Raw genomic sequence first — 24,186 nt, 5'->3', positions numbered from 1 at the left:
ACAACCCCTTTCGATATTGTTTTTATACTTTTGCAGTAGGTTATTCAAAGAAAAAGAGAGATGAGAAGAGTATTAGATTTAGCCCTTTTGTTAGTACTGACAACTATGCTTGTTCATTGTACTGAAAAGACAAAGCGCATGAACATTGTTTCTATGCAGACACATAAGGCATCACATGTTCATTATGACAGCATAATCAGTATGGAAAGGTTAAAAGAGATGGGCATTGACAAAGGTACCTTGCTAAAACATATAGCATTACAAGAGAATGCATGGAATGGAGGTGACTTCCGTGATGACCAGTCCACGCCCCAATATATGCCTACTGAGACAGACTTCCAACTGACCATTCCCTTGGTAGAATACTATCTTACTACTCATAGCTACAAGCAACCTTCTTCAAAGCTGTTCCAAGAAAGGGTCAAATATGTCTTTGGGACTCGATTGAAAATGGATAAGACAAAAGGCTATGAGGGAATTGGAAGCGATGGTGACTTCAGCTTTGCCCTACCCTATTATGCGATTTATAAAGACCGATTCATAACTTACAACTGGTTACTACGCGACCTTTTATCCATAGAGGGAGATAAGATAAAACTAAAATCACAGGTCTTTCAACAAATTAAAGCACTAAACGACTTCATCTTCTATGACGATATGAAGGCTTTCAAACTATTAGAAAACTTACAGGCGCAAGGGGATGATGACGGCCTTGGAACGCCTTATAATGGAGTAGACATCTTAGATGATCTATTTTCTACATACCGTTATTATCAAAGTCCAAAACTTAACCAATGGTATTTTCTTAGGCATGAAGATGAGCCATTTGACTTTGTAAATAGAATCTTTGATAAAGCTCCCAACAACAATATAATAGCACATACATTATTGATAGAGACCATTGAGAATAATACTACAGGCAAAAAGCATGACTATTATGATGACCATTTTGCCAATTACATATATGATCTTATACGAGATGAGAATGAAATGAATAGTAAGCACTTTACCCTTCAACAGAAGGCACAAATCTTTTGTTATTTCGCAAACTCTGAACATAAGATGCGTGAGAAGTATCGACAGTATATCACATCAAACCTATGGGACCCCATGCCATGGACTTGTCTGATAATGCTCCGCTGTAAAGAGGTTTATCAATATGCACGTACACATAAATACTTTGGTATCAGTAGTCCTAAAATAATGGAAGAGATGGAACAAGAAGGGCTTTCAGACGAAGCAGACGGACCAGACCCAGAGTAAATAACAAGAATTTTATATGTATTCTGTTTTACTCCTTAACAATAAATCAAATTCTTTTATAGCATATAGACAGCTACTAAGAATCCGCAAATAGCCAAACATAATTAATTATGAACAAGGTCGCCAATATTAATTTAGACTCATCATCTGCAGGAATAGGTAGGATAGGAGGCAATATACCCATTTGTTTTCTTGATAAAAAGAAAGATATAGAAGGCTTTAAATATTACATGACAATTCAAAAGCCTGACAATCCTAATGAATATATATCTATATTAATACCCGACAGCTATGATGCAATGATAGCCAATAATATTTATCCCAACTGCTCATTAAAGGTGTTTACTCATTCGTTTTCAGATGAGAGTGAAAATCGTTCTTACACGTTGGAAAGACTTCATAGGTCATCTCTTATGGGGTATAAAGAGGTAGAGAATGAGACTTTTGATTTCGTTACACAAGCTCCAAATCCTAAGTTAATTCAAGACGAGGATTACTATTTTAAGAGATTAGAAGAGGATGGGTTCACCTTCTATTTACAAATAGATGAAGACTACTATCCCGAGGATTTACTTTCTGGAAATTATATCTTGGGGTATGGTGCAATATATTTGTACAAGCATAACAAAACTGGTAAAATAATGGCAGGCTTTTGGCAGTATTCATAATTCACGTTCTTAGTATGCTGAAACCATCATTTCTTCTAATGACAAGAGTAAATGATAGTAATATATCCTAAAAGAATAAAGAGGGTTATAGACTATGATTACAGCAATAACTGGGAATGGAATATAGCCTATACCAGCGATGAACAGAAGATAGGAAGAAGTCCGTTCATAGCATAATATTACGGACAAGTACCTGAGAAAAGTCTCTTGAGATAACAGAAATATTCTTAACAGAACGAGAAAAGAACACTAAATTATATTTAGAATGTATTATAAGTTAGGTATAAACCCAAGCAGTAGGAAATGGTCAACGTATGAGAACCTTTCATCTTCACTTTGGATAGACGGTATAGAGATGTCAAGTACGAGGCTATTCAGCTATCCGGACTTATTAAAAGGCGGAAAGCACATTGAGTGTATGGCTCTCCGAGAGGGCCAGAAAGCTCCTATAAATTCAATTGGAGCAGATTTCATATTGTTTGACCATTCGATAATAGATATCATGTCGCTTAATGTTGATAATAATATGATAGCTGTTGAGAGTAAGAACTCGGATAGTAAATACCTATTATTGAATAACTTTCGTTCAATAGACTGTGTTGATTGGGATTTGTCAGAGATTGATCCTTGGCCTAAGAATATAAACCCTGCAAAGTGGAAAAATAAGCGAGCTCGTTTCTTCATCAAACCTGTCTTAAAAAAGGACCATATCCCACCTCAAACGAAAGTATTCCGATTACAAGAGTGGGATGGTGCCTTTAATATCGTGATTTCAGACGATTACAAAGACCAAATAATGCGACTAAACTTCGATCATACATTCTTAACGTTTGAAGCTTTGACTGTAATATAAGGATGACAGTTCTCAAACTCAAGATTGAAACGTACTCTCTCTGTATGGTATCGCTTAATAAACTCTATCCCAAAACCATAGGTTTGATGATTATTAGCCTTCTGAACTGGAAATATCATTGGCCTATGCCATAAAACATCCTCCTGATTACTCGAGTGTTTTCCAAATACTCCTTATAGTCTTAAAGTGTATTACGTAGCAAACTTTTAGTTTACTCTGTAAAAAAATGAAATAATCTACTTCACTTATCAGTATCTTCATGACGGTGTCTCGGCGTTTTTGTCACAAGTTAGAAGAACTAACAAGAACGTAAAAAATCATTACATTACATTGAACTAAACACCCACTAAACAAGAACACATCACCCTCGCATGCGGAACTTGCAACTTTCAATAAGTCAAGCCATTACAAACAATGCTAAAGAAGACGCCTTTCTTTCCCCAAGAAGGGCGTCTTCAATAGGCAAGAAGGGCATGTTCTTGAACACAGAAGGGCCTCTTCTTCCATCAAGCTCAGCCTTTCTTCGAATGTATAGGGGAGTAGGCTAAGAAATATCCTTACAATTCCTACTTGTACATTTGACGTTCCTACGCCTTCTATCGACAGTCTTACAAAGACTATCTCACATTCTATTCCTCTCTCTATTCCGATGGATTGCGAAGGTGAGGACAGCCTTCTACGCTAAAAAGTCTTAAAGAATATACGATAACGACTGTTATTTCTGTAGGAATGAATACCTTTGACAGTGCTTGCATACATTTAGTAGCACCTAAGCGGCGGAGCTTTCAAAACCATAAGACAATGAATGACTTTATCAGATCAAGGATTCCTTCGATAGCCTCTAACCTTGGAACGGTGTTTGCACTTACCGTAGCAACACCACTGGTTGTCAGTCTTATTGCAAAGTTTACCCTCGGCGGCAATAAAGCTGCTACACCTTATGCAGACACATACATTCAGAATTCGGATACGATAGTGGTCCCTATACCCTTTGTCACAGCGATAACACCAATACACAAAACATTCACTTCACGTGCTTGGTTTGCAGGAACGGCACACACCGAGGTCTCTACTTATTCACAGATATGCTTCTACTCTCCTAAATACAAGAGGTATCTGGCTGTTATTTCATTTATTGGAGGATATAACGTAGTACAAAGTGAGACGGATGAGAAATTCTGGTATGACGTAGAGAAAGAAAGATCAAGTATAATTTACGACTCCAAAACGATTTCTGCATACGTCAATCGAACACAGTGGCATGACCCTTCTTATGGAACAAAAGACAACCCTTTGCCTATTTTCTTTATAAAGAGCTTAACCGGTTTAGAGTCTTGTGCAAGTGAAACAGACCTACTTACGATTAAACCTTCGGTCAATAAGCGTTTTGTAGAGCTCTACCTTGCCCACGGACTGAAGCCTAAGGAGTTTGAGAGGCTTTATGGCAGGGACATGGAGCGGCTGGGTTTGAATGAGTAAAGAAGTTGATATGGAGCCTGAGAAGATTTCTTAAATTGGATAGACAGGATAGAATAAATAACATTTGAACCATTTGAGAAATTGACAGTTGCGTTTAAGTGATAGCTTTTCTGCATCACGTCTTTCTTTGAAGAAGGCCGTGCTACCCATGAATGAGCTTAGAATACTAACGTTGTAAGGCACAATTAGCAGAAAGGGGGTTCATAGGCTATATGAATGTAAACAACTTCATGGATAGAGTAGAGCCATTTTAATGAAGGTAAATACTCTCATCAGAGTCATTAAGACCGCACTTGACTTTTGAGTCTACAGCCCTTCAAAACTTAAAGAAAGACGGACTCTGAAGATATGAGGACTGTTTGGAACATCATTTTTAAGGTAGGACAAAGTCGTTATAGTTCCTTTGGGCCATTAGTATCTAAGATGTTAGGAGACCAAATAAGGCGTAGAAATAAAGGGAATTGAAACTAATAACTGATCGAGATAACAAGACATAAGCCCATCTAACAGTCCTTAGAAATCACAATTTTCAGGTATTGTGTCATCGAGACAAAAAGGTTATCTTTGCCACAGATTAGATTATGTTTTAGAAAAGATAGTCTAAATAGTATTTTTAAAGGGTAACCCAAATCCATTTCATGATAAAAAATTTCAAACGAGGCATTGCTTTATTAGCAATCACCTCTACTGTTAGTTTGAATGCGCAGACTATGTACAAGGCGCGTGTTATTAATAAAGACACAGGAGAACCAATTATTGGTGCTGTCGTGAGAGGCCAGAAGGACATAGAAGCCGTCACGGATGAAGATGGTTTCTTCTCTCTGAATACAAACGACGACCAGACCCTCCACATCAGTTATATAGGTTTTAAGGAACAAGACATTAAGGCACAAACCTTAAAAGGTCAGCCAACCATCGGTCTTATTCCTGGTATAGACCTTCAAGAGGTACAGGTCACTGCCAGTATTTCCAGTGCTCGCAGTCAGAAAGCACTGGGAAGTAAGGTAGACCATATTGACATGTCTAACCTTAGCAAGAATGCCCATACCAACTCTCTCAGCGACATGCTTGACGGTAAGGTGGGTGGCGTCCAAATGTATCAGAGCAACGGTAAGGTGGGAATGCCTATCCGTTTCAATATGCGTAGTGGTGCAACAATGAGCATGGAGCGTGACCCTATTATCTATGTAGATGGTGTCAAATACAACAGTTCGCACATCTCAGACATCAATAGCTCGCAAGATGCGCTCAGTGCACTCAACGACTTAACCATTGACGACATAGCCTCTATCGATGTCATCAAAGGTCCTTCTGCTGCTGCCAGCTATGGTGCAGAAGCCGCTAACGGTGTTATTGTCATCACAACTAAACGTGGCAAGATGTCTAATGCGGAGAATAGAAAGGCCGATATACAGGTGAAGATGTCGTTAGGTGCAGCCACCCTTGCAAAGAAATACGACCAGTTTGTTAACAACGACCCCATCAACAATTTCTTTCAGACAGGTTGGCAGAAGACAATTTACACGTCAGTGTCAAAGGCCTTCAAGGGAAATCAAAACCTTTTCTTCTCATACAATATGAACGATGTAGCGGGTATTGTACCAGGCAACAAAGACAAGCGTCATAGTGCAAAGATGGCTTATGACCTTCGTTCTGGTCGCTTCTCTCTTGGTGCTACAGCCTCTTACATACATGGAAACATCAGTCTGCCGCAGACAGCAATGGGCCGATACGATGCCATTTGGAATCTTATGATTAATCAAACTCCTTGGCCATACGTGGATGAAAGCACGTGGAGAGCACAGAGCTGGACCTACGGGAACGACCGTTTCATCGGTAACCTACGTCTGAGTTATATGTTACCAGCCGACGTAAAGATTGAGACTATCATCGGAGCAGACATCAACCATACAGAAGGTATCTATCGTCTGCCATTCGGCTATAAGTTAGGTAATAACGCAGAGGGAGCAAAGAATATTAGCAACCGACGAAACTCTAACTTTAACTGGGACATAAAAGCCACTCGTAAATTCCACCTTGCAGACAGATGGGACCTCACGGCTACGCTTCTCTCACAGATTGCACGTCAGTATGAAACACTGAACAGTATATCGGCTTCACGCTTTAGAAGTGATATTGATAACCTATCAGCTGCTACCGAACGGACGGTGACAGAATCGACCTTTGAGCAACGAACATGGGGTCTTTACGGCGAGGCCTTCTTGAATTATGACAACCGACTGTTTATTAATGCAGGCCTAAGACGTGACGCATCCAACCTCATTGGTAGGAATGTGGCAAGTATCTTCTATCCTTCTTTAAGTGCGTCATACAACCTCAAGAACCAAAAGTTCCGCATTGCCTACGGTGAGAGTGGTCGACTCCCCTATCCTACAGATGCCCGCACATCCTACGTGATGAGTGGAACCAGCGCCTACGGTCCTATTGTCAAGCCACAATACAAAGGAAACCCAGACATTAAACCAGAGCGCATGAGGGAGATTGAACTGGGAACAGACTGGACTATTCGTAACAACCATACGCTAAGTCTGACACTCTATGCGCAGTACACATCGGATGCCATTATCTATGATGAACTCCTTTCGAGTGATGGATGGATTGGAAGTATCCCTCGCAACGTTGGACGTGTAAAGGGTCATGGACTTGAGCTAAGCTACAATGGAAATCTATGGAGGCAAGCCAATCGTCATTCTCTTGATGTATATGCAAACCTTAACTATCAGATGAATAAGGTGACTGACACTGGTGGAAGGGATATCGACAACTATCCTAATGTCGTGAAAGAAGGTCAACCGGTTTATGCATTCTATTATCATACAGTAGAGAAGCCAGCCTTCAATGCTGATGGTACATATAATGCAAATATAGGAGCAATAGAAAGCAAGGATTATCAGTATCTTGGTAAACCCTTCCCATCGGTCAATGGCTCGTTTGGTTTCGATTTGAAGCTATTTAAGAACATCACTTTCGGAACAAAATGGAACTATGCATTAGGGGCATCAGTCTATAACCAAAGTTTCTATAACGTATCGGGATTGGGCGATAACCTCAAGAAACGTAACGATCAACTGCAAGCATTGGCTAACACCGCAGTAGGGACAGCAGAATACAATCAGATAGCTGAGGAGTTAGCTCATAGTGCACGCTATAGAGCAAACTACATAGAGAAAGCCGACTTCCTACGTCTGTCGACCCTTTACTTAGGTTATGACCTTTCGTCACTCTCACGTAAGCTAACAAAGAATGTCGTTAATGGTATGCGTTTCTCCTTTGCTATACAGAACGTGTTTGTCCTTACCAACTACTCAGGTGCTGACCCTCAAGTAGAAGGCAATGGTGGAACACGTAAACAAAGAGGTATCGGAAGCTTGTCACGTGACATCACCAACACGCCTCACCCGCGTACTTACACAGCAACGCTAAGTTTCACATTATAATAAAGAACACATGACAATGAAGAAGTCAATATATACCCTCCTCGCCCTCGCACTACTGCTCACAAGCTGCGACTCTTGGGTAGAGAATGCAGGGACGCCAAATAATACACTTACAAAAGAACAATTGAATAAGTCCGCGATGATTGCTATCGTCCAAACAAATACTATCAGTGATGGTCCGTTGACTGCTTATGTGAAGACACTACAGGGTGATGCAGCTTCAGCAGCCTTCCTCGCATTAGGTACGACAGTCGACGAACTGACTGAAGGGACAATTCCTAATGCTCTCCTTTACCGCCAGATAGCAACAGACAACCTCCCCCCTACATCGGGAACACAAAGTGACTTGTGGAATAAAATACATAACTACTATGCTCGAAGTGTCGAACTGTCAGAGATTGCAGGTCAGATAACAGGAGCTAACGCTGAACAGACTGAGATTATAAAGGCATACGGCAAATACGTGGGACACCTCCATGCTGGCTATGCACTTCAACTGCTTGCAGAGTCGTTCTCTACCACTCCTGCGGCAGAAGGTGGTTCTGTCATCCTTAACAAGACTGTGGTGTCACACGAAGCGATGCTAAATCAAGCTAAAGAACAGTATGAAGCAGCATTGAAAGAGGTTCAGTCTGACGCACTGAAGAACTATAGGGGGTTTGACAATGAAGCTGCCAGTAGACAGATAAAAACCTATGAACTGAAACTCGCTATGCACCTTGGACAGTATGCTGAAGCAAAGTCCTTGATAGGAGATGCACTGAAAGATGGTGAGAGCGTAGAGGTTATCTATAACAATGATGGGACTGATAACCCTCTTTACAGTGCGATTGGTCCTAATACTCGTGACGTACAGGTAAGTCCGTCATTAGAGGCTGCAAGAACAACAGATGCTGAGAAGAAAGCTCTTCCACTGGCCCATGCAAGTGTCGACAAGAAGAACCCTAATCGTTATAACATTTATGCTTCGGCTTTAACAAGAAAGGGTACATTGACAATATCAGACGAGAATGATATCCATCTCGTCAAAGCAGAATTCATTGTAAGGGGTGTTATGACAGGTGATGCACTGACAGAAGTAAACAAAGTCATTGGGAAGTATGATACTGCAAGTCAGCTATCAACGGTCCCTACACTCCCTCAGATAGCCGCTCTGCGTCGTATCTTCCTTGCTTTTCGTGGTGAACGAACTGCAGATATCCGCCGTGGTTTGGAACAAGGAACAGCTGCAACAACTTGGTCAAACCGTAAGATTAAGTGGCTGCCAATGCCTGAGAAAGAACTACAAAGCCAAGGGCTATAAAGCATATCATATAACTATATTATCTGTAACGGACGCACAATCTCTGCGTCCGTTATTATTTTCTTATCTTTCAAACAGGTGTAAACCTAAATAAGAATAGGTGCTTGACGAGTTTTCAAGGGAGTGTTTGTAGGGCCTCAAAAAGATATCTTCTTGAAATCTAACGGTCATTAAGTCATAATCAACTCAGTACCTATATTATCTAAGCCATGCTTTCTACGTTGCTATAAGCTAACTATTAATTCTATGGGAGGAATAACTTTTGAAAGACATCTATTGACTTTATTCCTCTCTTTTTGTATCTTTGCTTTCAAAAGAAAACAATTTATATGAAAACAAACCTACCTGAGAGTGCTCAAGATAATAATGAGGACAAAAACATACTACGAAAGAACCAACAATGGAAGACATTGCGTTTCTATCAAAAGACTGATACTCTATATCAGTTAACTTTCTCCTTCTGTAAACGATTTCTTCCTCTCTATGGAGACCGCACAGTTGACCAGATGGTACAAGCGGCTCGGTCGGGAAAGCAGAATATCATCGAAGGAACAGAAGATGGTGTGACGTCTACTGAAATGGAGCTGAAGCTTATTAATGTAGCACGTAGCAGTCTACAAGAACTAAGAGCTGATTACGAAGATTACATCAAATCGCGACATCTTCAATTGTGGGGAAAGAATCATCCTCGCTATATCCCTCTCCTCAATTTCTGCAGGGTGAATAATGATTATGCTGCCTATAAACCATTCATCTATCGGTGGACAGCAGAAGAGTTCTGTAATACTGCTATAACCCTCTTACATATTACTGACCGAATGATGTGTCGCTATCTTGAACATCTTCAGAAAGCTTTCATTGAACAAGGAGGGATTAAAGAGCGAATGTATGCTGCCCGAACTGGCTATCGAAGGCAGCAAGACGAACTTATAAAAAGACTACAGGAAGAAAACAATGAACTGAAAGCTGAAAATGAGAGGCTAAGAAATGAGTTATTAATAATGAAGAATAAATGACAAGAGTATTTCTTTAGAGAAACAAGCAGGACTGCCAGAATTGGCAGACTCATCAGTAAAAGCAAATAACCAATAAGCTGATTGCTTAGCATGGCTAAGAATGCTAGCATGCCTAGAAATGCTAGCATGGCTAGGAATGCTAGCATGCCTAGGAATACTAGCACGGCTAGGAATGCTAGCTTGCCTAGGAATACTAGCATGCCTAGGAATACTAGCATGCCTAGAAATGCTAGCACGGCTAGGAATGCTAGCTTACTAGAGACGCTAGCTTGCCTAGAGACGCTAATATAACCAGAAGGACCCTCACCGCTCTCCTATCCCACACCATCCTACCATATAAACAACAAAGCCACCCAACACCTTGGGCGGCTTCATCATTTATTCCTTAAAGAGAGCTGTTTATGCATCAACCTTACCAGGACCGAATGGAGCAATCGTACGTGGTTCCTGCTCTGGCTCATGGCGATCAATCTTACCAAACTCTTTCTCATAACGAACTACATTGTCCTGCAAAGCTGCAAGAAGACGCAATGCATGTTCTGGAGCTATGATAACACGACTTGTAACAGTTGCCTTTGGTACACCTGGAAGAAGTGTAGCAAAATCAAGTACAAACTCTGAACTTGAATGAGAAATTATCTGGAAGTTTGTATAAACACCTTTAGCGATTTCTGGTGAGAGATCAATCTGTAACTGCTGACCCTCTTGATTCTGATTGTTATTGTCCATTTTAATTAAAAGATTTAGATAATACTTTATTACTAATGCAAAGATAATACATTATTATCATTTGCCCAAATGTAATAACAAAACTTTTTACCTCATATATACATGGCAATAGAGAGAACACAAATAAGGAGTTACTACTAATCACATAATGATTAAACTACACATTACGCTTTTGCTTATACGCATTAGACAACTTAAGCCTATATATAAAAACTAAAAAAGGGATCTGCAGAATAGACTGCAAATCCCTTTTAATCTTATGTATGAAAGGCTAAGGATTACTCCTGCGTAGCCTCTGCTTCTTGCTTTGAGAAATCAAGAACATTCTTCTTGTTTGCCTCCATGCGCTCATGCTCCTCCTGAGAACCAACGATAATCTTCTGCCACTGACGAAGACCAGTACCAGCAGGGATAAGGTGACCGCAGATAACGTTCTCCTTCATACCCTCAAGATTATCACTCTTACCACGGAGAGCAGCTTCATTAAGAACCTTAGTTGTCTCTTGGAAGGAAGCAGCACTCATGAAGCTCTTTGTTCCAAGAGCAGCACGTGTGATACCCTGGAGTATCTGGGTAGCAGTAGCCTGAACAGCATCACGCACCTGAACGAGCTTGAGGTCACGGCGCTTAAGACTTGAGTTCTCATCACGCAACTTACGTACAGAGAGGATCTGACCCTTATAGCAGTTCTCAGAATCACCTGGATCGGTAACAACCTTCTTACCCCAGATACGGTCATTCTCTTCTGCAAAGTCGAGCTTGTCAATAAGCTCCTGCTCAAGGAATGTAGTATCTCCTGGGTCATCGATACGTACCTTACGCATCATCTGACGGACGATAATCTCAAAGTGCTTGTCATTGATCTTCACACCCTGAAGACGATAGACATCCTGAACCTCATTAACGATGTACTCCTGAACGGCGGTAGGACCCATGATAGACAAGATATCAGCTGGGGTGATAATACCATCAGACAATGGTGTACCAGCACGAACAGCATCATGTTCCTGTACAAGAATCTGCTTAGACAAGCTTACGAGATACTTACGCTGCTCACCTGTCTTAGAAGTAACGATAATCTCACGGTTACCACGTTTCACCTTGCCCATAGTAATCTCACCATCAATCTCAGATACAACAGCAGGATTAGATGGGTTACGAGCCTCAAAGAGCTCAGTTACACGTGGAAGACCACCAGTGATATCACCAGCACCACCAACAGAACGTGGAATCTTAACGAGTGTCATACCCGTCTTAATCTCAGCACCATCGAGAAGTATCTGCTCCAAGTGACCACCTACAGGAAGGTTGTATGTTCCGAGGATATCAGATGCAGCATACTGTCCATCAGCACCCTTCTTAGCACCAACCTTAACAATGTCAACTGTAGGAAGTTTTGTCTTATCACGTGAATCTATAATGATACGCTCAGTAAGACCTGTTGCATCATCAGTCTCTGCCTTATAGGTAACACCTTCTATCACGTCGTGTAGACGGAGAATACCAGCATACTCACTTACGATGACGGCATTGAATGGGTCCCACTTACAAATCAAATCACCCTTCTTAACAGTATCACCAGACTTGAAGTACAGAGAACTACCATAAGGAACATTATCTGTAAGCATGACAATACCTGTAGTTGGATCAACGAAGCGAATTTCAGCCAAACGGCTTACAACCATTTGACACTCCTTGTCTTCATCGTCAACGAATGGTACGACACGAAGCTCGTCGAACTCAATCTTAGCATCATTCTTAGCTGTGATAGTTGCATTTGCTGCAGCATTACCAGCCACACCACCGGCGTGGAACGTACGAAGCGTAAGCTGTGTACCTGGCTCACCAATAGCCTGTGCAGCGATGACACCAACAGCCTCACCCATCTGTACCATACGGGCTGTAGCAAGGTTACGTCCGTAACACTTCTTACAAACACCCTTCTTACTCTCACAAGTGAGTACAGAACGAATCTCAACCATCTCGATTGGAGACTCCTCAATAGCCTTGGCCTTTGATTCTGTGATTTCTTCACCAGCAGCAACCAAAATCTCACCTGTAGTAGGGTTGATAACATCATGAACAGACACACGACCTAAGATACGCTCATAGAGACTTGCAATCGTTTCATCACCATTCTTTAAGGCACGACACTCAAGACCACGGAGTGAACCACAGTCCTCCTCATTGATGATAACATCATGAGAAACGTCTACAAGACGACGTGTCAAATATCCAGCATCGGCAGTCTTCATAGCCGTATCAGCAAGACCCTTACGAGCACCGTGAGAAGCAATAAAGTACTCCAACACAGACATACCCTCCTTAAAGTTAGAGATAATTGGGTTCTCAATAATCTGAGCACCTTCAGCACCTGCCTTCTGTGGCTTTGCCATAAGACCACGCATACCAGCAAGCTGTGCAATCTGGTCAGCAGAACCACGGGCACCAGAGTCAAGCATCATATATACAGCATTGAAACCCTGGTCGGCCTCTGTCATGTGCTTCATAACGGCCTGCTTAAGGTTATTGTTTACGTGTGTCCACGCATCAATTACCTGATTATAACGCTCCTTATCTGTGATGAAACCCATTTCGTAATTAGCCTTCACTTGGTCGACCTCACTCTGACCCTTACCTACGATATCTGTCTTCTCAACAGGAACAATGATATCATCGAGGTTGAAGGAAAGACCGGCAACGTAGGCCATACGGTAACCGAGGTTCTTAATACCATCAAGGAACTCACAAGCACGTGCCATACCGACAGCCTTAATTACATCGGCAATAAGTCCACGAAGAGATTTCTTTGAGATGATACCATTGAAGAAACCAATCTCAGTTGGAATAATCTGATTAACAATTACACGACCAACTGAAGTCTCAACCATGCGCTTCTGGAGTTTACCATCAACGAGGTCATCAACGATTACCTTTACTTGTGAGTGGAGGTCACACTTCTTCTCATTGTAAGCGATAATTGCTTCCTCAGAGCCGTAGAATGTAAGACCTTCGCCCTTAGCACCTGGACGAATCTTTGTAATATAGTAGAGACCAAGCACCATATCCTGTGAAGGAACGGTGATAGGTGCACCATTAGCTGGATTAAGGATGTTATGGCTCTGAAGCATCAATACCTGTGTCTCCAACACAGCCTCATTACTCAATGGGAGGTGAACAGCCATCTGGTCACCATCGAAGTCAGCATTGAACGCTGTACATGCCAATGGATGCAACTGAATAGCCTTACCTTCAATAAGTTTAGGCTGGAATGCCTGAATACCAAGACGGTGAAGTGTCGGAGCACGGTTCAACATAACTGGGTGACCCTTCATTACATTCTCAAGGATATCCCAAATAACTGGCTCGCGGCGATCTACAATCTTCTTAGCACTCTTTACTGTCTTCACTATACCACGCTCGATGAGCTTACGAATAATGAATGGCTTGTAAAGCTCTGCTGCCATCAACTTAGGCAGACCGCACTCACCCATCTTCAACTCTGGACCAACGACAATTACTGAACGCGCAGAATAGTCAACACGCTTACCGAGGAGGTTCTGACGGAAACGTCCCTGCTTACCCTTCAGAGAGTCAGAGAGTGACTTCAAAGGACGGTTGCTCTCGCTCTTTACAGCAGAAGACTTACGACTGTTATCGAAGAGTGAGTCTACAGCTTCCTGTAGCATACGCTTCTCATTACGCAGAATAACCTCAGGAGCCTTAATCTCCATCAAACGCTTCAAACGGTTATTACGAATGATAACGCGACGATAGAGGTCATTAAGGTCAGATGTTGCGAAACGTCCTCCATCCAATGGAACCAATGGACGAAGCTCTGGTGGAGTAACAGGGATAATCTTCATAATCATCCATTCTGGATTATTCACACCGATTGACTGACGGAAACCCTCTACAACCTGCAGACGCTTCAAAGCTTCTGTCTTACGCTGCTGACTTGAGTCAGTTGTTGCACGGTCACGCAATTCTCCAGCCAAACGATCAAGGTCAATGCCTGTGAGGAGGTCGTAAATTGCTTCTGCACCCATCTTAGCAATGAACTTACTTGGGTCAGAATCATCCAAACGCTCATTACCCTCTGGGAGTTTATTATCAAGGATATCGAGATATTCATCTTCAGAAAGAAGGTCGAACTTATGAGAACCATTTAAATCCTCTTCTGTATCGGCATTCTTCATACCCTCTACGACACCCGGCTGGATGACAACATATTTCTCATAGTAAATAACAGCATCAAGCTTCTTGGTTGGCATACCGAGAAGATAACCAATCTTGTTAGGAAGGCTACGGAAATACCAGATATGAGCAACAGGAACAACTAACTCGATATGTCCAGCACGTTCACGACGCACTTTCTTCTCTGTTACTTCAACACCACAACGATCGCAGACAATACCCTTATAACGAATACGCTTGTACTTACCGCAGGCACACTCGTAGTCCTTGGTAGGACCAAAGATACGCTCGCAGAACAAACCATCGCGTTCTGGTTTATAGGTACGATAGTTGATAGTCTCTGGCTTGGTTACCTCACCAAAAGAGTTCTCGAGAATCTCCTCAGGTGAAGCCAGTCCGATAGTAATCTTGCTGAAATTACTCTTTACTTTATTATCTTTCTTAAAAGCCATGTTTTACTTCTATTATGGGGTGTACGTATTAATCAAGTTTGATACTCAGACCGAGACCACGAAGCTCGTGTAACAACACGTTGAGTGACTCTGGAATACCTGGAGTAGGCATTGGTTCACCCTTAACGATTGCCTCGTAAGCTTTTGAACGTCCTACAACATCATCAGACTTGATTGTCAAGATTTCCTGAAGAACATGAGAAGCACCGAAGGCCTCGATAGCCCAAACCTCCATCTCTCCGAAACGCTGACCACCAAACTGTGCTTTACCACCGAGTGGCTGTTGAGTAATCAATGAGTATGGACCGATACTACGAGCATGCATCTTATCCTCAACCATGTGACCAAGCTTCAAGAAGTAAGTAATACCTACTGTAGCTGGCTGATCGAACTTCTCACCTGTCTCACCATCATAGATATAGGTAGAGCAGAGATTTGGCAGACCGGCCTTATCTGTCCACTCCTTCAAGTCAGAAAGCTTAGCACCATCGAAGATTGGAGTAGCAAACTTAACACCCAACTTACGACCTGCTGCACCAAGGATAGCCTCGAATATCTGACCAAGGTTCATACGTGAAGGCACACCCATTGGGTTCAATACCAAGTCTACAGGACTACCATCCTCAAGGAATGGCATATCTTCTGTACGTACAACCTTTGATACAATACCCTTGTTACCGTGACGACCAGCAAGTTTATCACCTACCTGAATCTTACGTTTCTTAGCGATGTAAACCTTAGCCATCTGCAGAACACCAGAAGGAAGTTCATCCCCAATAGTGATAGCAAATTTCTTACGCTTCATCTCGGCATCCATCTGCTTGTACTTACGGATGAAGTTCATAATCAACTTCTGAATAAGAAGGTTAGTATGCTCATCATCAGTCCAGCCATTTGATTGGATACCCTCATAATCAAGGTTCTTCAATGCAGCTACAGTGAACTTGCTTCCCTTCGTGATAATCTCTGCGTCAGAGTAGTCTTTAACACCTTCTGAAACCTTATCTTCTGTCAGCTCAAGCAACTTATCAACCAAGAGATCCTTCAAGTCATTTATCTTAGCTTCCTGCTCTTCGTCAATCTTAGCAAGAATATTCCTATCCTGACGCTTGCTCTCACGAGTCTTAATAGCGCGGCTAAAGAGTTTCTTATCGATAACAACACCACTCAATGATGGGTTAGCCTTCAATGAAGAATCCTTAACGTCACCAGCCTTGTCACCAAAGATAGCACGGAGAAGTTTCTCTTCTGGTGAAGGATCACTCTCGCCCTTAGGAGAAATCTTACCTATCATGATATCACCTGGCTCTACACGAGCACCAATACGGATAATACCATTATCGTCAAGATCCTTTGTAGCTTCCTCGCTTACGTTAGGAATATCAGCAGTAAACTCCTCAACACCACGCTTAGTTTCGCGAACTTCGAGGGAATACTCATCAACATGAACAGAGGTCAATACATCCTCACGAACCATGCGCTCAGAAATAACGATAGCATCCTCATAGTTGTAACCCTTCCAAGGCATGTATGCCACAACAAGGTTACGACCCAATGCCAACTCACCGTTCTCTGTTGCATAACCCTCTGTAAGGATATCACCCTTCTTCACACGCTGCCCCTTATCACAAATTGGACGAAGGTCTACAACCATGTTCTGGTTAGTACGACGGAACTTAGGAATGCGATACTCTTTAAGAGCAGGCTCGAAACTTACAAACTCCTCATCATCTGTACGATCATAGAGAATGCGGATTGTTGTAGCATCAACATACTCAATAACACCATCACCCTCTGCAGTAACCATAGTACGTGAGTCCTCACATACCTGCTTCTCAAGACCTGTACCAACAATAGGTGCATCATTGTGAAGCAAAGGAACTGCCTGGCGCATCATGTTACATCCCATCAATGCACGGTGACCATCGTCATGCTCCAAGAATGGAATCAAACCTGCTGACACAGATGCAATCTGCTGTGGAGAAACATCAATAAGTGAAACAGAATCAGGAGCAACAACTGGATAGTCAGCATCCTGACGACACTTAACGACGTCACGAATAAATGTACCATCTGCATTCAATGGAGCATTACCCTGTCCGATAATCCTATCCTCTTCCTCTTCAGCTGTTAAGAAGACAACATCCTTATTGTCCATGTCAACCTTAGCATCATGTACACGACGATAAGGTGTAACAATGAAGCCAAGATCATTAATCTTAGCATACATACAGAGTGACGAAATCAAACCGATGTTAGGACCTTCAGGAGACTCAATAGGACAAAGACGACCATAGTGTGTATAGTGAACGTCACGTACCTCGAAACCTGCACGCTCACGAGACAAACCACCAGGACCAAGAGCAGAAAGACGACGCTTATGAGTTACCTCTGCCAATGGGTTGGTTTGATCCATAAACTGACTCAATGGATTAGTACCAAAGAATGAGTTAATGACACTTGAGATAGTCTTTGCATTAATCAAATCCGTTGGCTGGAACACTTCACTGTCACGAACGTTCATACGCTCACGGATAGTACGATTCATACGTGCAAGACCAATAGAGAATTGGTTAGCTAACTGTTCACCTACAGTACGAACACGTCGATTTGATAAGTGGTCGATATCGTCTACTGTCGCATTTGAATTAATCAGACTAATGAGATACTTAATAATCTCAATGATATCGTCCTTTGTCAGCACACGTACATCCATATCCGTTTCCAAATTCAACTTCTTATTGATACGGTAACGGCCTACCTCACCCAAGTCATAACGCTTGTCTGAGAAGAATAAGTTCTGGAACACCTCACGTGCACTTGCATCATCAGCAGCATCAGCATTGCGCAACTGACGATAGATATAATTTACAGCCTCAATCTCTGAGTGGCTTGGATCCTTAGCTAATGTGTTGAAGATAATAGAGTACTTGCTTGCAGCCTCTTCATCTTTATGTAGCAAGATTGTTGAAACAGAACTATCAAGAATCTGATCAACATTATCTTCTGTAATGATAGTCTCACGTTCAACAACAACCTCATTACGTTCGATAGATACAACTTCACCGGTATCCTCATCAACGAAATCCTCTGTCCATGACTTCATCACGTTACCGGCAATCTTACGACCAATAGCTGCCTTAAGGTTTTTCTTATTTACCTTTACCTCCTCACAGAGATCAAAGATTTGAAGAATATCGCGATCCGTCTCATAACCAATAGCGCGAAGCATTGTGGTTACAGGCAACTTCTTCTTACGGTCAATATAAGCATACATGACATTGTTAATATCAGTAGCAAACTCTATCCATGAACCCTTGAACGGGATGATACGTGCACTGTAAAGAACAGTACCATTTGCATGAACACCTTGACCAAAGAACACACCCGGAGAACGATGTAACTGGGAAACAACAACACGCTCAGCACCATTAATAACGAATGTACCATTGCTAGTCATGTAAGGGATTGTACCCAAAAATACATCCTGAATAAACGTTCCGAAATCCTCGTGATCAGGGTCAGTACAATACAGTTTCATCTTAGCCTTCAAAGGTACACTGTATGTCAATCCACGCTCTAAACACTCATCAATAGAGTATCTTGGTGGATCAATATAGTAATCCAAGAACTCAAGGACGAAATTATTACGCGTATCGGTGATAGGGAAATTCTCTGCGAACACCTTATACAAACCGTCATTCTTGCGTTCCTCAGGCGGAGTATCCAGCTGTAGGAAGTCACGGAAAGACTTCAACTGCACATCGAGGAAATCCGGATATGGATACGGATTCTTAACGCTGGCGAAATTTACTCTGGGTTTATTTTCTAATGCCATAACTGAAATTAAATATTCAAATGTTTAAAGTCCAGCGGCGGACTAAAAAAGGGGATAGCACCCTTATATATGTCAAAAGACACAAAAAGGTTAGGACTCACCTACTTGGTAAATCCTAACCATATTATATTATGTAAGGAGAAGTAGAATTACTTCAACTCTACCTTAGCACCCTCAGCCTCAATAGCAGCCTTCAGGTTCTCAGCCTCAGCCTTAGCCATGCCTTCCTTCAAAGTAGAAGGTGCACCGTCTACGAGGTCCTTAGCTTCCTTCAAACCAAGACCACAAGCCTCCTTAACTGCCTTAACAACCTTGAGCTTGTTAGCACCAGCTTCAACGAGAACTACGTCAAACTCTGACTTCTCTTCAGCTGCGCCACCTGCAGCAGCTGCAGCAGGACCAGCTACAGCAACAGCTGCAGCTGCAGGCTCAATACCATACTCGTCCTTGAGGACAGTTGCCAACTCATTTACTTCCTTAACAGTAAGATTTACTAACTCTTCTGCAATAGCTTTTACGTCTGCCATTTTATTCTAAATTTTAATTTTTTGTTCTAAAAATAATATATCTATTTGACTTTATTAGATTTTTTACTCAGGACGCTCGCCTAAAGTCTTAAGCACACCATGGATGGTGCCAGCACCTGACTGGAGAGCAGAAACAACGTTCTTTGCAGGAGACTGCAGTAATGCCACAACATCTGCAATAAGTTCGTTCTTGCTCTTGAGAGCTGAAAGTTCTTCGAGTTTTTCAGCACCAACGAACAGAGACTCCTCTGCGTAAGCAGCCTTAAGAGCAGGAATACCTTCCTTCTTATACTCCTTCAACAACTTTGCTGGTACGTTAGCAGTATGTGTAAACATAACTGCAGTATTACCCTTCAAAGAACTATACAGTGGTTCAAAATCTACATCTGAAGCTTCAAAAGCCTTATGAAGAAGATTATTCTTCACAACAACCATATTGATTTCGCTCTTGAAACACTTGCGGCGAAGAGAACTTGTAGCCTCTGCATTCAATCCAGTTACATCAACCAAATAGAAATGAGGATAGTTCTTTAACTTCTCACCGAGTTCAGCGATAATTGTATCTTTTACTTCTTTTTTCATTGTACAAAACTTTTAGAGTTATTCAACTGATTTAGGATCAATCTTGACACCCTTACTCATTGTGCTAGAAATAAAGATACTCTTGATATATGTACCTTTAGCAGCAGCAGGCTTCAACTTGATAACAGTAGAGATAAACTCCTTAGCGTTACCATAAATCTGCTCAGCAGTCATGCTAACCTTACCGATTGAAGTATGAATAATACCAGCCTTATCAACCTTAAAGTCAATCTTACCCTGCTTAACATCCTTAACTGCCTTAGCAACATCCATAGTTACAGTACCACTCTTTGGGTTTGGCATCAATCCACGAGGACCGAGAACACGACCCAAAGGACCTAACTTACCCATGCATGATGGCATAGTGATGATAACATCAATATCAGTCCATCCGCCCTTGATCTTTTCGATATATTCATCGAGACCAACATGATCAGCACCAGCTTCCTTAGCGGCAGCTTCCTGATCAGGAGTACAGAGACAGAGCACACGTGTGACCTTACCAGTACCATTTGGAAGTGACACGACGCCACGAACCATTTGGTTAGCTTTACGTGGGTCAACACCGAGGCGAACATCAACATCTACAGAAGCATCAAACTTAGTAGTAGTAATATCCTTTACCAACTGTGCTGCTTCATTCAATGAATATGCCTTCCCTGCTTCAACCTTCTCAGCTACTGATTTCTGATTTTTTGTCAGTTTACTCATTTTTACTTTTGAAGTTTAAAATTATTTACCAGGGAAGTCCCCTTTTACAGTGATACCCATACTACGAGCTGTACCAGCAATAAGTTTCATTGCACTCTCTACTGTGAAACAGTTGAGGTCTGGCATCTTATCTTCTGCGATAGCCTTTACCTGCTCCCAAGTTACGGATGCAACCTTTCTGCGGTTTGGCTCTCCAGATCCGCCCTTCACCTTGGCAGCCTCCATCAGTTGCACTGCAGCAGGAGGAGTCTTGATGATAAAGCTGAAAGACTTATCGTTGTAGTAGGTAATAACGACTGGAAGAACTTTACCAGCCTTGTCCTGGGTACGGGCGTTGAACTCCTTACAGAATCCCATAATATTAATACCCTTAGAACCCAATGCTGGGCCTACTGGAGGGGAAGGATTTGCAGCGCCACCTTTAATCTGTAATTTGATTAATCCAGCTACTTCTTTAGCCATTTCTTTGTTAATATTAAAAATTAAACTATAAGTTGAATAGTATCCGTAACAACACTATTCCTCTTTTGCGACTTGCATAAAACTTAGTTCCAATGGATTTTGACGACCAAAAATCATCACCATCACCTTCAGTTTATGTTTCTCAGCATTAACCTCTTCGATTATACCATGGAAACCACTGAAAGGACCATCAGTAACCTGAACAGTTTCACCAACAACGTATGGTACATTCTGAACTTCTTCAAGTTCAGTATCTTCCACATTACCCAACAGACGATTAATATCTGCCTGGCGTACTGGTGAAGGGTCAGACATACCTCCGAGAAAACCTAAGACATTAGGCATGAAACGCAACGTAGAAGCGATATCAGCAGTCATGTTAGCTTGAACAAGTACATAACCAGGGAGACTTAACTTCTCCTTTACAACACGCTTCCCATCTTTACGCACAGTAGCGTGTTTTTCCATAGGTAACAAAACCTCAAAAACACGCTCAGCAAGTTTTTCGTTCAGACGCAATTGAGCATCGATATATTCCTTTACCTTTGCCTCTTTGCCACTGACAGCACGAAGAACATACCATTTCTTTTCTGTCTCTGCCATTTCCTAATGAATTATCTTGGGTATACAAATTCCATAACACGCTGGAAAACTGAATCCATAGCAAACACTACCAATGCAATGATAACGGAAGCAGATATAACTACCATTGCACTATGTGTAAGCTGTGCGCGTGATGGCCATGTAGTTTTATGCGCAAGTTCGTCGTAGCAAGCCTTGCAATAATTAACTATCTTATTAAACATAAAATCTATTCTTTTTGCACGGGTTGAAGGGCTCGAACCCTCGACACCTGGTTTTGGAGACCAGTGCTCTACCAACTGAGCTAAACCCGTAAGTTAGTTCCCGATTCCCAAGAAAACCGGGAACTATATCTTGTAATATAAGATTACTGATTAGTTTACGTCTGGGAGAATCTCTGTAATCTGACCAGAACCTACTGTACGACCACCCTCACGGATAGCGAAACGAAGACCCTCGTTCAAAGCAACCTTATAGATCAATACAACCTCAATCTCTACGTTATCACCTGGCATAACCATTTCAACGCCCTCTGGGAGGTGGATTTCACCTGTACAGTCCATTGTACGGAGGTAGAACTGTGGACGATACTTGTTACCGAATGGAGTATGACGACCACCCTCTTCCTTCTTCAATACATAGATAGATGCCTTGAAATGATCGTGAGGAGTGATAGCTCCTGGGTGTACGACAACCATACCACGCTTAACCTCAGCCTTATCAATACCACGGAGGAGGAGACCTACGTTGTCACCAGCCTGACCAGTTGGAAGGTTCTTACGGAACATCTCAACACCAGTGATAACAGACTTCTTGTCCTCACCGAGACCGAGCAACTGAACCTCATCACCTACCTTACAGATACCAGTTTCGATACGACCTGTAGCAACAGTACCACGACCTGTGATAGAGAATACATCCTCAACAGGCATCAAGAATGGCTTGTCAATCTCACGCTCTGGCTCTTCAATCCAAGTATCAACAGTGTTCATGAGCTCCATTACAGAGTCAACCCACTTCTCAACACCATTAAGAGCACCAAGTGCAGAACCACGGATGATAGGAGTATCCTCCTCATAACCGTACTGCTCGAGGATCTCACGAACCTCCATCTCAACGAGGTCAAGCATCTCCTCATCGTCAACCATATCACACTTGTTCAAGAATACAACCAAGCGAGGTACGTTTACCTGACGAGCGAGCAATACGTGCTCACGAGTCTGAGGCATAGGACCGTCAGTAGCAGCTACAACCAAGATAGCACCATCCATCTGAGCAGCACCAGTTACCATGTTCTTAACATAGTCGGCGTGACCCGGACAGTCTACGTGTGCGTAGTGACGGTTAGCTGTTTCGTACTCAATATGTGCAGAGTTAATGGTAATACCACGCTCTTTCTCCTCAGGAGCATTATCAATCTGATCGAAAGACTTAACATCTTCTGTACCGAAGCCCTTCTCGTGAAGAACCTTTGAGATTGCTGCAGTAAGAGTGGTCTTACCGTGGTCAACGTGACCGATAGTACCAATGTTTACATGCGGTTTGGTGCGCACGAATTCTTCTTTAGCCATAGCTTTTTCTTATTTAATATTAAATGAATAATCTGTGCTTTTAGTTACACTAAATTAACAACAATTAGCAGAGCTGTAACTGAGAGTTGAACTCAGGACCTCTTCCTTACCAAGGAAGTGCTCTACCACTGAGCTATTACAGCAAAAGCTTAGAGCGGAAAACGGGGCTCAAACCCGCGACCCCCAGCTTGGAAGGCTAGTGCTCTATCAACTGAGCTATTTCCGCAAATTACATTTCTCAATGTGGGTAGTGATGGATTCGAACCACCGAAGCTAGAAGCAGCAGATTTACAGTCTGCCCCATTTGGCCACTCTGGAAACTACCCTCAGAAATGTATCCCCCTTTCAAGGAGAGCCTCTTGTCGGATTCGAACCAACGACCCCGAGATTACAAATCACGTGCTCTGGCCAACTGAGCTAAAGAGGCATTACTTTGCAGCCGAAGGCTACTTGTCGTAAAACGGCTGCAAAGGTAAGACTTTTATTTTAATCTCC

At 42.2% G+C, this 24,186-nt stretch carries 18 protein-coding genes and 5 tRNA genes; 8 read left to right on the top strand and 15 right to left on the bottom strand.

Features of this window, described 5'->3' with window-relative positions; translation table 11 throughout:
* Positions 1-60 precede the first annotated feature (60 nt).
* The 8 genes from CHB62_RS08925 (at position 61) to CHB62_RS08895 (ending at position 10,040) form a co-directional block, all read left to right on the top strand.
* Complete coding sequence (locus CHB62_RS08925; protein WP_089366557.1) at positions 61-1,263, top strand: hypothetical protein; 1,203 nt, start codon at positions 61-63, stop codon at positions 1,261-1,263.
* Between the two features lie 110 nt (positions 1,264-1,373).
* Positions 1,374-1,931 carry a hypothetical protein gene (locus CHB62_RS08920; protein WP_089366556.1) on the top strand — a complete coding sequence of 186 codons (558 nt, stop codon included), beginning with the start codon at positions 1,374-1,376 and terminating at the stop codon, positions 1,929-1,931.
* A 51-nt stretch (positions 1,932-1,982) separates the two neighbouring features.
* Positions 1,983-2,108 carry a hypothetical protein gene (locus tag CHB62_RS15205; RefSeq protein ID WP_254919373.1) on the top strand — a complete coding sequence of 42 codons (126 nt, stop codon included), beginning with the start codon at positions 1,983-1,985 and terminating at the stop codon, positions 2,106-2,108.
* Between the two features lie 88 nt (positions 2,109-2,196).
* Complete coding sequence (locus tag CHB62_RS08915) at positions 2,197-2,784, top strand: hypothetical protein (protein ID WP_089366555.1); 588 nt, start codon at positions 2,197-2,199, stop codon at positions 2,782-2,784.
* An 801-nt stretch (positions 2,785-3,585) separates the two neighbouring features.
* A complete protein-coding gene (locus CHB62_RS08910; protein WP_089366554.1) occupies positions 3,586-4,263 on the top strand; it encodes a DUF8188 family protein in 678 nt (225 codons plus the stop codon).
* 638 nt (positions 4,264-4,901) lie between these two features.
* Positions 4,902-7,721 (top strand): TonB-dependent receptor domain-containing protein, encoded by a 2,820-nt coding sequence (locus CHB62_RS08905; protein WP_089366553.1) that lies wholly within the window; start codon positions 4,902-4,904, stop codon positions 7,719-7,721.
* Between the two features lie 16 nt (positions 7,722-7,737).
* Positions 7,738-9,024 carry a hypothetical protein gene (locus tag CHB62_RS08900; protein ID WP_089366566.1) on the top strand — a complete coding sequence of 429 codons (1,287 nt, stop codon included), beginning with the start codon at positions 7,738-7,740 and terminating at the stop codon, positions 9,022-9,024.
* 329 nt (positions 9,025-9,353) lie between these two features.
* Positions 9,354-10,040, top strand: a complete 687-nt coding sequence (locus CHB62_RS08895) for a four helix bundle suffix domain-containing protein (RefSeq protein ID WP_176414861.1) — start codon at positions 9,354-9,356, stop codon at positions 10,038-10,040.
* 399 nt (positions 10,041-10,439) lie between these two features.
* Here CHB62_RS08895 and CHB62_RS08890 read toward each other — a convergent pair whose 3' ends face one another.
* The 15 genes from CHB62_RS08890 to CHB62_RS08820 all read right to left on the bottom strand — a co-directional run bounded on the left by CHB62_RS08890 (position 10,440) and on the right by CHB62_RS08820 (position 24,118).
* Positions 10,440-10,769 (bottom strand): DUF3467 domain-containing protein, encoded by a 330-nt coding sequence (locus CHB62_RS08890; RefSeq protein WP_004361672.1) that lies wholly within the window; start codon positions 10,767-10,769, stop codon positions 10,440-10,442.
* A 278-nt stretch (positions 10,770-11,047) separates the two neighbouring features.
* The gene (gene rpoC / locus CHB62_RS08885) at positions 11,048-15,418 is read right to left on the bottom strand and encodes a DNA-directed RNA polymerase subunit beta' (protein ID WP_089366552.1); all 4,371 of its coding nucleotides are present in this window, start codon (positions 15,416-15,418) and stop codon (positions 11,048-11,050) included.
* Positions 15,419-15,446: 28 nt separating this feature from the next.
* A complete protein-coding gene (gene rpoB, locus CHB62_RS08880) occupies positions 15,447-19,256 on the bottom strand; it encodes a DNA-directed RNA polymerase subunit beta (protein WP_009012377.1) in 3,810 nt (1,269 codons plus the stop codon).
* A gap of 149 nt (positions 19,257-19,405) precedes the next feature.
* Positions 19,406-19,783: a 50S ribosomal protein L7/L12 gene (gene rplL / locus CHB62_RS08875; protein WP_009012376.1), complete on the bottom strand. Its 378-nt coding sequence runs from the start codon at positions 19,781-19,783 to the stop codon at positions 19,406-19,408.
* Positions 19,784-19,846: 63 nt separating this feature from the next.
* Complete coding sequence (rplJ, locus tag CHB62_RS08870) at positions 19,847-20,365, bottom strand: 50S ribosomal protein L10 (protein WP_009012375.1); 519 nt, start codon at positions 20,363-20,365, stop codon at positions 19,847-19,849.
* 18 nt (positions 20,366-20,383) lie between these two features.
* Positions 20,384-21,076: a 50S ribosomal protein L1 gene (gene rplA / locus CHB62_RS08865; RefSeq protein ID WP_009012374.1), complete on the bottom strand. Its 693-nt coding sequence runs from the start codon at positions 21,074-21,076 to the stop codon at positions 20,384-20,386.
* A 21-nt stretch (positions 21,077-21,097) separates the two neighbouring features.
* Positions 21,098-21,538, bottom strand: coding sequence for a 50S ribosomal protein L11 (rplK, locus tag CHB62_RS08860; protein WP_089366551.1), 441 nt, complete (start codon positions 21,536-21,538; stop codon positions 21,098-21,100).
* 54 nt (positions 21,539-21,592) lie between these two features.
* Positions 21,593-22,141 carry a transcription termination/antitermination protein NusG gene (gene nusG, locus CHB62_RS08855; protein WP_009012372.1) on the bottom strand — a complete coding sequence of 183 codons (549 nt, stop codon included), beginning with the start codon at positions 22,139-22,141 and terminating at the stop codon, positions 21,593-21,595.
* 11 nt (positions 22,142-22,152) lie between these two features.
* Positions 22,153-22,344: a preprotein translocase subunit SecE gene (secE, locus tag CHB62_RS15470; RefSeq protein WP_004361442.1), complete on the bottom strand. Its 192-nt coding sequence runs from the start codon at positions 22,342-22,344 to the stop codon at positions 22,153-22,155.
* A 17-nt stretch (positions 22,345-22,361) separates the two neighbouring features.
* Positions 22,362-22,434 (bottom strand) — tRNA-Trp (locus tag CHB62_RS08845).
* A gap of 60 nt (positions 22,435-22,494) precedes the next feature.
* Positions 22,495-23,691: an elongation factor Tu gene (tuf, locus tag CHB62_RS08840; protein ID WP_009012371.1), complete on the bottom strand. Its 1,197-nt coding sequence runs from the start codon at positions 23,689-23,691 to the stop codon at positions 22,495-22,497.
* A gap of 71 nt (positions 23,692-23,762) precedes the next feature.
* A tRNA-Thr gene (locus tag CHB62_RS08835) sits at positions 23,763-23,834 on the bottom strand.
* 10 nt (positions 23,835-23,844) lie between these two features.
* Positions 23,845-23,917, bottom strand: a tRNA-Gly gene (locus tag CHB62_RS08830).
* An 18-nt stretch (positions 23,918-23,935) separates the two neighbouring features.
* Positions 23,936-24,017, bottom strand: a tRNA-Tyr gene (locus CHB62_RS08825).
* A gap of 27 nt (positions 24,018-24,044) precedes the next feature.
* A tRNA-Thr gene (locus tag CHB62_RS08820) sits at positions 24,045-24,118 on the bottom strand.
* Positions 24,119-24,186: the final 68 nt, after the last annotated feature.

Origin of the sequence: Prevotella jejuni (genome assembly GCF_900187995.1) — a bacterium.
Taxonomy (GTDB): Bacteria; Bacteroidota; Bacteroidia; order Bacteroidales; family Bacteroidaceae; genus Prevotella; species Prevotella jejuni.
Note: the sequence above shows the minus strand (reverse complement) of the source record. Positions and strands in the feature narration are given on the sequence as shown.

Excerpts from the sequence above, each read along its gene's own strand:
- CHB62_RS15205 (WP_254919373.1), top strand. The coding sequence starts at position 1,983 with ATGATAGTAATATATCCTAAAAGAATAAAGAGGGTTATAGACTATGAT.
- CHB62_RS08910 (WP_089366554.1), top strand. The coding sequence starts at position 3,586 with ATGAATGACTTTATCAGATCAAGGATTCCTTCGATAGCCTCTAACCTT.
- CHB62_RS08905 (WP_089366553.1), top strand. The coding sequence starts at position 4,902 with ATGATAAAAAATTTCAAACGAGGCATTGCTTTATTAGCAATCACCTCT.
- rpoB (WP_009012377.1), bottom strand. The coding sequence starts at position 19,256 with ATGGCATTAGAAAATAAACCCAGAGTAAATTTCGCCAGCGTTAAGAAT.
- rplJ (WP_009012375.1), bottom strand. The coding sequence starts at position 20,365 with ATGAAAAAAGAAGTAAAAGATACAATTATCGCTGAACTCGGTGAGAAG.
- rplA (WP_009012374.1), bottom strand. The coding sequence starts at position 21,076 with ATGAGTAAACTGACAAAAAATCAGAAATCAGTAGCTGAGAAGGTTGAA.
- nusG (WP_009012372.1), bottom strand. The coding sequence starts at position 22,141 with ATGGCAGAGACAGAAAAGAAATGGTATGTTCTTCGTGCTGTCAGTGGC.
- rplL (WP_009012376.1), bottom strand. The coding sequence starts at position 19,783 with ATGGCAGACGTAAAAGCTATTGCAGAAGAGTTAGTAAATCTTACTGTT.
- CHB62_RS08895 (WP_176414861.1), top strand. The coding sequence starts at position 9,354 with ATGAAAACAAACCTACCTGAGAGTGCTCAAGATAATAATGAGGACAAA.
- CHB62_RS08920 (WP_089366556.1), top strand. The coding sequence starts at position 1,374 with ATGAACAAGGTCGCCAATATTAATTTAGACTCATCATCTGCAGGAATA.
- CHB62_RS08890 (WP_004361672.1), bottom strand. The coding sequence starts at position 10,769 with ATGGACAATAACAATCAGAATCAAGAGGGTCAGCAGTTACAGATTGAT.
- rpoC (WP_089366552.1), bottom strand. The coding sequence starts at position 15,418 with ATGGCTTTTAAGAAAGATAATAAAGTAAAGAGTAATTTCAGCAAGATT.
- secE (WP_004361442.1), bottom strand. The coding sequence starts at position 22,344 with ATGTTTAATAAGATAGTTAATTATTGCAAGGCTTGCTACGACGAACTT.
- CHB62_RS08925 (WP_089366557.1), top strand. The coding sequence starts at position 61 with ATGAGAAGAGTATTAGATTTAGCCCTTTTGTTAGTACTGACAACTATG.
- tuf (WP_009012371.1), bottom strand. The coding sequence starts at position 23,691 with ATGGCTAAAGAAGAATTCGTGCGCACCAAACCGCATGTAAACATTGGT.
- CHB62_RS08900 (WP_089366566.1), top strand. The coding sequence starts at position 7,738 with ATGAAGAAGTCAATATATACCCTCCTCGCCCTCGCACTACTGCTCACA.
- rplK (WP_089366551.1), bottom strand. The coding sequence starts at position 21,538 with ATGGCTAAAGAAGTAGCTGGATTAATCAAATTACAGATTAAAGGTGGC.
- CHB62_RS08915 (WP_089366555.1), top strand. The coding sequence starts at position 2,197 with ATGTATTATAAGTTAGGTATAAACCCAAGCAGTAGGAAATGGTCAACG.